The 9,830-nt window shown below is 65.3% G+C and carries 7 protein-coding genes and 1 pseudogene; 7 read left to right on the top strand and 1 reads right to left on the bottom strand.

The features are described 5' to 3' along the window. Nucleotides 1-64: 64 nt before the first annotated feature. The 7 genes and pseudogenes from M1B34_RS25925 to M1B34_RS25955 all read left to right on the top strand — a co-directional run bounded on the left by M1B34_RS25925 (nucleotide 65) and on the right by M1B34_RS25955 (nucleotide 7,481). Nucleotides 65-748, top strand: a complete 684-nt coding sequence (locus tag M1B34_RS25925) for a response regulator transcription factor (RefSeq protein WP_123333350.1) — start codon at nucleotides 65-67, stop codon at nucleotides 746-748. Next, nucleotides 745-2,018 (top strand): annotated as a pseudogene (locus tag M1B34_RS25930) (HAMP domain-containing sensor histidine kinase). Before M1B34_RS25925 ends, M1B34_RS25930 begins: the two are co-directional and overlap by 4 nt. 97 nt (nucleotides 2,019-2,115) lie before the next feature. Continuing rightward, entirely contained in the window at nucleotides 2,116-2,571 is a 456-nt protein-coding gene (locus M1B34_RS25935; RefSeq protein ID WP_123333346.1) for a hypothetical protein, read from the top strand. Nucleotides 2,572-2,739: 168 nt separating this feature from the next. Next, nucleotides 2,740-3,258, top strand: coding sequence for a sigma-70 family RNA polymerase sigma factor (locus M1B34_RS25940; RefSeq protein ID WP_123333344.1), 519 nt, complete (start codon nucleotides 2,740-2,742; stop codon nucleotides 3,256-3,258). Further along, nucleotides 3,255-4,184: a DUF4880 domain-containing protein gene (locus tag M1B34_RS25945; RefSeq protein WP_268266625.1), complete on the top strand. Its 930-nt coding sequence runs from the start codon at nucleotides 3,255-3,257 to the stop codon at nucleotides 4,182-4,184. Before M1B34_RS25940 ends, M1B34_RS25945 begins: the two co-directional genes overlap by 4 nt. Nucleotides 4,185-4,248: 64 nt before the next feature. After that, on the top strand, nucleotides 4,249-6,630 hold the full coding sequence (locus tag M1B34_RS25950) for a TonB-dependent siderophore receptor (protein WP_268266626.1): 2,382 nt from the start codon (nucleotides 4,249-4,251) through the stop codon (nucleotides 6,628-6,630). Between the two features lie 11 nt (nucleotides 6,631-6,641). Then, nucleotides 6,642-7,481 (top strand): alpha/beta hydrolase, encoded by an 840-nt coding sequence (locus tag M1B34_RS25955; RefSeq protein WP_123333338.1) that lies wholly within the window; start codon nucleotides 6,642-6,644, stop codon nucleotides 7,479-7,481. A 13-nt stretch (nucleotides 7,482-7,494) separates the two neighbouring features. Here M1B34_RS25955 and M1B34_RS25960 read toward each other — a convergent pair whose 3' ends face one another. Beyond that, complete coding sequence (locus tag M1B34_RS25960; RefSeq protein WP_268266627.1) at nucleotides 7,495-9,615, bottom strand: TonB-dependent receptor family protein; 2,121 nt, start codon at nucleotides 9,613-9,615, stop codon at nucleotides 7,495-7,497. Between the last annotated feature and the right edge of the window lie 215 nt (nucleotides 9,616-9,830).

Consider the following 9,830-nt stretch of genomic DNA (forward strand, 5'->3'; position numbering starts at 1 on the left):
CTGAAGCGATGACGCTGCCCGGTGCGGCGGCGATAATGGCCGCCTGCCCATTCAAGAGTCCGCCATGATCTCCGTATTGCTCGTCGACGATGACCAGGAACTGACCGAAATGCTCAGCCAGTACCTGCAGCGCGAAGGTTTTGCGGCCACTGCGGTGCACACCGGCGAGGAGGGCGAGACCCATGCGCTGTCGGGGCGCTACAGCATTGTGGTGCTCGACGTGATGCTGCCGCGCCTCTCGGGGATCGAGGTGCTGCGGCGTATCCGCGCCAGCAGCCAGGTGCCGGTGGTGCTGCTGACCGCCCGGGGCGACAACATCGACAAGATCACCGGCCTGGAACTGGGGGCCGATGACTATGTGCCCAAGCCCAGTTCGCCGGGTGAATTGGTGGCGCGGTTGCGGGCCATCATGCGGCGGGTGCAGCCAGTGGAACCGCGCACCTCGGAAGTGATCAGGACCGGCCCCCTGGAACTCTGGCCCGGCAAGCGCCAGGCCCTCTGGCAGGGCCGCGAACTGGGGGTGACCAGCACCGAATTCAGCCTGCTCGAAGAACTGGCCCGCTCGGCCGGGCAGGTGGTGAGTAAAAAGGACCTGTCCCTCAACGCCCTGGGCTGCCCCTTGACCCGTTACGACCGGCGCATCGACGTGCACATCAGCAGCATCCGCCAGAAACTCGGGCCGCGCCCCGATGCCAAGGCCTGGATCCAGAGCGTGCGCGGCCTCGGCTACCTGTTGATCGTCGAATGATGAAACCCAGCCGGCTGTTCTGGAAACTGTTCCTGGCCTTTTGGCTGGCCACCAGCCTGACCTTTCTGGTGGGCCTGTGCATTTTGCTGCTGGGCAGCATGCGCCCCGGCGACCCGCACCTGGAGGCGATCCTGGCCAGCGAAGAACAGTTGCTGCGCCAGTTCGGGGTCGAGTCGGGGCGCCAGTTACTGGCGGTGTGGGAGCACCCGCCGGACCAGGCCCTGGGCGTGTATGACGCAACCGGGCAACTGCTGGCTGGCTCGCCCGTGCCCCATCCCGTTTATGAGCGCACGGTACTCAGCCATGAGGGCTTGAGCCTGTCGCTGCGTTCCACCCATCCCGCAGACGATGGCCATGAGGGCGGGCCAGGGCGCCTGGTGCCGTTGATCATCGGCACGGTGATGAGCGCCCTGTTCAGCGGCTACCTGGCTTATTACCTGGCGTGGCCCCTGGCCTATTTGCGCCGGGCCATGAGCGACGTTGCCCAGGGCCGCTTCGGCACCCGGGTCAAGCCGATGATGGGCGGGCGCCGGGATGAAATCGTCGACCTGGCCGAGGACTGCGACCGCATGGCCAACCAGCTGCGGCTGCTGGTGGAGGCTCAGCAGCACCTGCTGCACGACATCTCCCACGAGTTGCGCTCGCCCTTGACCCGCATGCAGGCGGCCATTGGCCTGTTGCGGCAGGACGAGGCACGCCTGGACATGCTCGAACGCATCGAGCGTGAATCCGAGCGCATGGACACCCTGATCGAAGCGCTACTGACCCTGGCCCGCCTGCAAGGCGACCCGAGAGCATCGAGCGCGAGTCACTGGACATCATCGAGTGGCTGGCGGTGATCGTCGAAGACGCACAGTTCGAGGCGCAGATGAAAGGCTGTCGGGTCAGCCTGGAGGCGGGCGCGCCCTTTGTCGCCCAGGTCAACGGTGAACTGCTGTACCGCTGCTTCGAGAACGTGATTCGCAACGCCGTGCGCTACAGCCCGGTCGGCGCCACGGTGCAGGTCAGCGCCGAAATCGATGGCGACAGCCTGACCGTACATATCAGCGACCAGGGGCCGGGGGTGGAAGCGCCACGCTTGCAGAGCATTTTCCAGCCCTTCGAGCGGGGCCTGGGCGATGCCAGCGTGGGCTTTGGCCTGGGCTTGGCGATCGCCTCCCGGGCCGTGGAAATGCATGGCGGCAGCATCCTTGCGCGCAACCGTCAGGGCGGCGGATTGAGCGTGGACATCCGCCTGCCGCGCAGCGGATCTTTACACGATATTACATAGCCTTGACGGCCCTGTACGCCGCCGCTCTTTAGACTTTCCACTCATGCTTGCGCAGCGGTTGCGCGTGTTTTCGGCAGGCCATTGAGTGGAGGTGGCGATGTTTCAGGTGCATAAAAAAGGATTCGTTTCCGGCAGGAAAATGGTCGACGGGCTGGTGCCCTATGACTTCTTTTGCGAAGACAGCCCGGCGATCAACCTGTTCGTGTTTACCGGTTCGGCCGCCCGTGGCCAGGCGGTGGAGGAGCAGACCCTGTGGGGCTTCACCCGGCTGGAACGGTTTGAAGCCATGAACGGCGCGCTGGTGGCCAACCGAAAAAACGCCGGCTGGCTGCAGAGCGTCAACGTGCTCACCGGCCCCAACCAGAACGGCACCCAAAGCGTGAAATTCCAGCGGGTCACCAAGATCATCAAGCACGCCCAGGCCGCGGACCGTGCCGCCAGCAAGGTGGAATACGAGATCCAGACGGACGAAGGCGACACCTACTTCACCCGGCCGACGGCCACAGCCAACAGTGCACAAACTGTGATCTATACGGCGGAGCTACCGGGTTGAGCTATAGGGTTGAGCTAGACGGTAGCGCCAGGCACCTAGCACAGATCCTGGATGAGCGGTCGAGCCCGGCGTTTGAAAAGATTGTAATGGGAACAATTCGCGTTTAAGGTGCGCGCGTCTGCCAGGCTCCTGCCTGGCGTTTTCGTGTTTGTCTGCCTGAGGCGCTCCATGTCGCTCCCTGAAACGGATTCGATCGTTTCCCTCGATGTCTTGTACGGCACCCAGCGTGGCTGGTTGCAGGGCTGGCTATGGCGCTCGTTGGGGTGCTCGCAGCAGGCAGCGGACCTGGTCCAGGACACCTTTGTGCGGTTGCTGGTGCGCGGCCAACCGATCAGCGCCCGTGCTCCGCGGGCACTGCTGGTGCGGATTGCCCGTGGTCTGGTGATCGACCACTGGCGTCGCGACGCCCTGGAGCGCGCCTACCTGGAGGCCTTGGCCCAGTTGCCGGAGGCCAGCCATCCGTCACCCGAGGTGCGGCATGAAGCGCTGCAATGCCTGGAGCGCATCGCTCAATTGCTCGATGGCCTCAAGCCGGCCGTGCGTGAGGCTTTCCTGCTGTACCAGCTCGGTGACTTGAGCCACGCACAGGTGGCTCAGGAACTGGGCCTGTCCAGCCGGACCGTGGAGCGGCATGTGGCAAGCGCGCTGTTGCACTGCTACCGGGTGTGCTTCGAGACGCCCGCGTGAGCGCGGCTGCCGAGCGCCTGCCGGAGGACATCGTGCGCACCGCCATCGAGTGGCAGATGCGCTTGCGCGCCAACGCCCAGAACAGCGAGCTGCACAAACAACTGCACGACTGGCGCCGTCACGACGTACGCCATGAACTGGCGTGGCAACGGTTGCAGCAGATGGGTGGGCTGTTCCAGGCCAGCCATCTGCCCGATGCTGCGCGCACCATTCCGCTGTTGTGCCGTGCCGAAGCCGACCTGAGCCGCCGTCGCACCTTGAAGCTGCTGGGCCTTGGTTTGGCCGCCGGCAGCGCCACGCTGCTGGTTGGCACCGCGTCACCGGCCTGGCGCAGCGACTTTGCCACGGCCACCGGCGAGCGCCGTCGGGTCGACTTGGGGGCGGGGGCTGAGTTGCTGCTCAACACCGGCAGTGCCGTGGATGTGCAGGGGCGCGAGTTGTTGCTGCGTTCGGGCGAACTGCTGGTGGACGGCGCCGACTGGCGGGTGCGCTGCCGTTTTGCCGAGTGCGAGGGCCGGCAGGCCAGGGCGGTGCTGCGCGAGCGTGAGGGCTACAGCGAAATCCATGTCGAGCGCGGCGAGGTGCTGATCTCCACCCCGTTCGGCCAGCGTCGCCTGCTGGCCGGTCAGGGGCTGGGGGTTCACGCCACCCAGATGACCGCGCTGGGCCCGGGGCCGCTGGACCCGTTTGCCTGGGCCCGCGGCCTGTTGCTGGTCAACGACATGCGCCTGGGGGACTTCCTGGCCGAGGCCGGACGTTATCGCCAGGGCTGGCTGGGCTGCGACAACAGCGTGGCGGACCTACGCCTGTCTGGGGTGTTCCGCCTGGATGAACCCGCGGCCATGCTGAGCAACATCACCTACCTGCTGCCAGTCCGCATCGTCGAGCGCACCCGTTGGTGGGTACGCGTCATGCCGCTGGTGTAAATAATTTGTCGGACTTTCGCGGTTCATCCGGTTAGGGATGATCACTCCCTGAATGGAAACCGTCATGTTGCTTGCCAGACTGCCTCTGCGCGCCGTTGTGCCGCTCCCATCCCGTACCTTGCCAGGCGCTGTGTGCCTGGCGCTGGCCTTGCTCGGAGGCACGGCGAGCCTGCCCCTCCAAGCGGTCGCGGCGACCAGTGGGCAAACGGCGCCAAGCATTCCGGCCGGGCCTTTGCCACAGGCCCTGAGCACCTTTGCCGAGCGCGCCGGGATTACCTTGTCCTATTCCCCGGAAGCCGTGCGTGGCCTAAGCAGCCCGGGGCTGGCCGGCGGCGGTTCGCTGGACGACGGCCTGGCAACGTTGCTGGGCGGCAGTGGCCTGGTGGCGCAAAAGACCTCGTCCGGCTACGTGGTGTTGCCGGCCAAGAGCGAGGCCAGCGTCCAGCTGGAAGCCACCAACATCAATGCCAGCGCATCGCAGAGCGCCTTCGCTCCGGTGGAAGGCTACTTCGCCAGTAACGCCAGCAGTGCCACCAAGACCGACAAGCCGATCCTGGAAACCGCCCAGAGCGTCAGCGTGGTGACGGCCGAGCAGATCGCCGACCGCAAGGTCGACCGCATCGAAGATGCCGTGGCCTACAGCGCCGGTGTGCGGGTGGGCAGTTCCGGGTTGGACCCGCGTTTCGACATGATCAGCGTGCGCGGTTTCGAGACCACCATCGCTGCCGACTTTCTCGATGGCTTGCGCCAGCCGGGCAGTGGCTGGCTGTCCCTGTACTCCACCGAGGCCTACAACATGGAGCGCGTCGAAGTGCTCAAGGGGCCGGCCTCGGTGCTCTATGGCCAGGTCAACCCCGGCGGCATGGTCAACCGGGTGAGCAAGCGCCCGAGCCTGCTGGCGAAAAACGAAGTGCAAGTGCAATCCGGCAATTACAACCACCAACAGGCGCAGTTCGACGTCGGCGGCCGCCTGGATGAAGAGGGGGATGTGCTGTTCCGCGCCGTGGGCGTGTACCGCGATGCGGAGAACTACATCCCCCAGTTGAACAACGACACCCGCCTGCTGGCGCCTTCGTTGAGCTGGCAGATCGACCCCGACACCCGCCTGACGGTGCTGGCGCAGTATCAGGAGCGTGAGACCGGGGCTTCGCCGATGCTCTATCAGGAGGGCGACCACCTGACCCACTTCTGGCAGGGCGACGAGTATTTCGACAAGCTCGAACAACGCCAGTGGACCCTCGGCTATGAGTTCGAGCACGCGTTCAACGACACCTTCAGCCTGCAACAGAACCTGCGTTACGGCCAAGTCGACACCACCAATCAGTACCTGCAACCCACCGGCTCCAGCGACGGCCACACCCTGGACCGCACGGCGGTCGGGGTCTATGAGGACATGTCGTCGCTGTCCACCGACACCCGCCTGATCAGCCGTTTCGCCACCGGGCCTCTGCAACACACCTTGATCACCGGCGTGGATTACGCGTGGGTCGACACCTCGTTGCTGTACGCCACCGGCCCCGGCCCCTCCATCGACCGCTATGCACCGAACTATCACCAGCCGGTGAATCGTCCCACCACGGCGCTGGCTGACGAGGACGGCCTGGAGCATCGCAGCGGCCTGTACTTGCAGGACCAGATCGATCTTGGCCAGTGGCGCCTGTCGGCCGGGTTGCGCCGTGATTCGGTCAAGGTGCGTCGCTCCGACCACCTGTTCGGCGCCGACACCCGCACTCGGGATGCGGCCACCACCGGCCAGCTCGGCGTGCTCTACCTGTTCGACAATGGCCTGGCGCCCTATGCCAGCTACGCCACGTCCTTCCTGCCGGAGAGCGGCACCGACGCCAATCACCAACCCTACAAGCCGACCAAGGGCGAGCAGTACGAGGTGGGCCTCAAGTACCAGCCACCGGGTAGCAGCACCCTGTTGACCGCGTCCCTCTACCAACTGACGCAAACCAACGTACGCACCCGGGACCCGATCAATACCCTCTACAGCACCCAGACCGGTGAGCAATCCTCCCGCGGCCTGGAATTGGAGGCAGTGTCCGACCTGAGCGACCGCCTGCGCATGACCGCCAGCTACAGCTTCAACGATGCCGAGGTCACCCGCAGCACGGAAGGCAACGAAGGCAAGGACCCGATCAATGTGCCGCGGCACCTGGCCTCGCTGTGGCTGGACTACCGCCTGCCCATGGGCCTGGGCCTGTCGGCCGGCGCGCGCTACACCGGCAGCAACTACGGGGACAAGGCCAACACCGTGAAGAACGAGGGTTACACCCTGGTCGACAGCGGCGTGCACTACGACTTCGGTGGCGGACTGGACGGCGTACGCCTGGCGTTGAACGCGCGCAACCTGTTCGACAAGCGCTACATCAATTGTCAGGAAGGTTATTGCTACCGGGGTGAAGCGCGCAGCGTCGTCACCAGCCTGAGCTATCGCTGGTGAGGAGGGGGACGATGATGCGCCATTTATTGATGGGCCTGGGCGCCATGCTCCTGGGCAGTTTTGCCGCCGCCCAGGCAGAACCTGTGACCCTGGACGGTACCGAACAGTGGACGATGCACAGCGCCGAGGGCCGCGAGTATCGGATCATGATCAGCCTGCCGGAGGGGGAGGTGCCTTACACCGGCGGCTATCCGGTGATCTATTTGCTGGATGGCAACGCCTACTTCCCGGCCTTCCACGCCGCCAAGCGCGCCCAGGACCGACTGCGTGCCTCAATCATCGTGGCCATCGGTTACCCGAGCGACACGCCGCTGGACTTTGTGCGTCGTGCCTTCGACCTGTCACCGCCGGTGCCCCAGGAACGCAATGAGCCGCCGCAAGGGGGGCAGGACCTGTTTCTTGAGTTCATCGAAAAGCGCCTGATGCCGAAAGTCAGCGAGCGCTTCAAGGTCGATCAGGATCAGCGCAGTCTGGTGGGGCATTCCTTTGGCGGCATGTTCGGGGTCTATGCGCTGTTCACCCGGCCGGCACTGTTCCAGCATGTGGTGGCGGTCAGCCCGAGCCTGTGGTGGCGCGATCGCTACCTGATGGAGCCCGAGCGTGCCTTCAGCCAACGGGCCCGTGCCGGGCAAGTGGACCTGACCCACCGCAGCCTGACCCTGTTGATGGGTGAGCGGGACATGGTCCAGGAAATCCAGGATGCCCGAGCCTTGCAACTCCGCTTGCAGGACCTGTCGCAGTACGGTTTGCGCAGCGACTTCCAGGTCGAGCCGGGGGAGGATCACATGTCGGTGCCGTTTCGGGTGCCGACCCGGGTGCTGGATGAGTTGATCAGCACCCGGCGCTTCTGAATCTGCCCCGGCCTTAGCGCAGGCTCCACGAGACCCCGAGGTACATCGCCAAGCCCTCGCCTGGCGTGGAGCGTGCCGCGTCCAGGCCTTTGTCGTCGTAACCCGGCGTCACCGTGGCGGCGTAGTGCTGGTTGGTCAGGTTGCGCAGGTCGAGCCAGGTCTGCCAGTCGTTCTTCGGCGCGTTGTAACCCAGGGTGGCACCGAACAGCGCGTAAGGATCGGCTTCGTAACTGTTGGCGTAATCCACCGCGACCTTGGACACCAGTTGGGTGTTGAGCGCAGCGAAGAAGCCCAGGGGCCAGTCGTAGCGCAGTTCGCCCTGGTAGTAGTGCATCGGCAGGCCCGGCAGGCGGTTGCCGCCGAAGCGCGGGTCGTCACGGTAATGGAAGTCGCTGAAGGTGTAGGCCTGGCGCAGGCTCAACTGGCCGCCCTGGTCCGGCGCCCACAGGGTGCTCTGCAGGCTGGCCTCCACACCCTGGTGCACGGTGGGGCTGGCGTTCAGTTCGTAGGGCGTGGTGGCGTTGGCGTCCGGTAACACCGAGAGCAGTTCATGACGCACCTGGGCGTAGTACCAGGCCAGGCTCCATTGGCCCAGGGCGCTGTCGCCACGGCCGCCCAGCTCCAGGGTGGTCGCGGTCTGGTTGCGCAGCTCGATCGGGTCACGCTGGGCGCCGGTGGCAACGCCGCTCTGAAAACGCTGGTTGGCACTGTAGATCAGCGACCAGGGGTGGGGCGCTTCCACCGAGCGGCTGAGGTTGCTGAACAGCTGCACCTGGGGCGTCAGCTGGTAACGCAGGCCCACACGCGGGGCGTAGTCCCAGTCGCCGAGGCTGGTCTTGCCGCCGCCTTCGGGGTAGGTCACGGCGCTTTCACGGCGGGTGTAGATGGCCGCCAGGCCGGTGGTCAGCCACAGGTCATCAGCAATCTCCAGGTCATTGCCCAGATGCAGCACGCTGTCGGAACCTTGGTAGGTGAAGTCGCGAATCCGCGTGCCCGGCGCGTAGCCGGTGGTGTTGCCTGTGGGGATGCGCACAAACTCGCTGGCGCCGGCATTGGGCAGGTGCTTGGTCACGCGCAGGCCCAGGTTGCTGCGGCTTTCCAGGCCCCAAAGGGTGTCGCGGCGCTTGTAGTCGAAGGTGCCGCTGACATCGCTGTACGCCACCCTCAGGCGGTTGGGGCCTTCGCGCAGGTCCATGGGGTAATCGTGGTAGACCAGGCCGGTCTGGATGCTTGAATCGTCATCGATGTAATAGGTGGTCTTGTTGCCGATAAAGGTGCTGCCCGGCTGGTCGCGGTTGTAATCCCGCGCCTGGTAGACCGGGTTGGCCGCCCGCGCATCGTGCTCGATGGAACGCTTGGTCACACGGCCGGCCAGCTCGTTGTCGGCCTCGCGGTGACGCAGGTAGAAGCGGGTTTCCAGGTTGGGGTTGAAGCGATAGCCGAAGTTGGCGATTACCCCCTGGCTGGCGCTGGCGGTGTGGTCCTGGTAGCCGTCGGAGCGGGCGTCGGTCACGGCCAGGTAATAGTCGAAATCCCCCAGCACCTGCCCGGAGCTGACCTGGCGCTGGCGGTAGCCGTGGCTGCCGGTGGCATAGCGCACCTGCAATAGCGGCGCGTCGTAACCGGTGTGGCTCACGTAGTCGATGGCGCCGCCCAGGGCCAGCCCCCCTCGATCGAAGCCGTTGGCGCCGCGCAACACCTCCACGTGGTCGAGCCACAGCGGCTCCAGCAATTCATAGGGCGTGCCGCCAGGGCCGGTCAGCGGCAGGCCGTCGAGCATTGCGTACAGCCCCGAGGCATGGGCGCCGGGCGCTCGGTTGATGCCCGAACCGCGGATCGAGATCTTCACCCCTTCGTTGCCTGCGGACTGGGCATAGACCCCCGGTTGATATGCCAGCACATCCTGGTTACTGGCTACGCGCCCCTGCAGCGGCCGGCGCAAATCGACCACATTGGTCCCGCCAGGGACCTGGGCCAAGCGGGCCTTGGCGTCCTCGACTGCCTGATCTTCGCCACCCTGCGCCGGGGCCTCAATCAGCACCTGCCCCAGTTCCATGTTCTGAGCCTCGGCCAGGGTCGGGCAGGCAAGGGCCAGCCCCAGCAGCGCAGTGGGCAGGGATTTGGGCGAAGGCATCGAGAAAACTCCAGGCATAGAGAAAAGAACAGTGAAGAGTGCGACGTAAGAAAGAACGAAGGGAACACATGGCCGATTTTGCTTTTTTTGCCGCAATCACGCCCCCAAAAAACGCTGCCCGACGGCGCTGTAGGAGCCTGGCTTGCCAGCGATGGCGGTCTTCAGGGCGATGCAGGACTTGAGGGCCGATCGCCGGCAAGGCCGGCTCCTAACGA

It is taken from the genome of Pseudomonas morbosilactucae, from assembly GCF_023241715.1.
GTDB lineage: Bacteria > Pseudomonadota > Gammaproteobacteria > Pseudomonadales > Pseudomonadaceae > Aquipseudomonas > Aquipseudomonas morbosilactucae.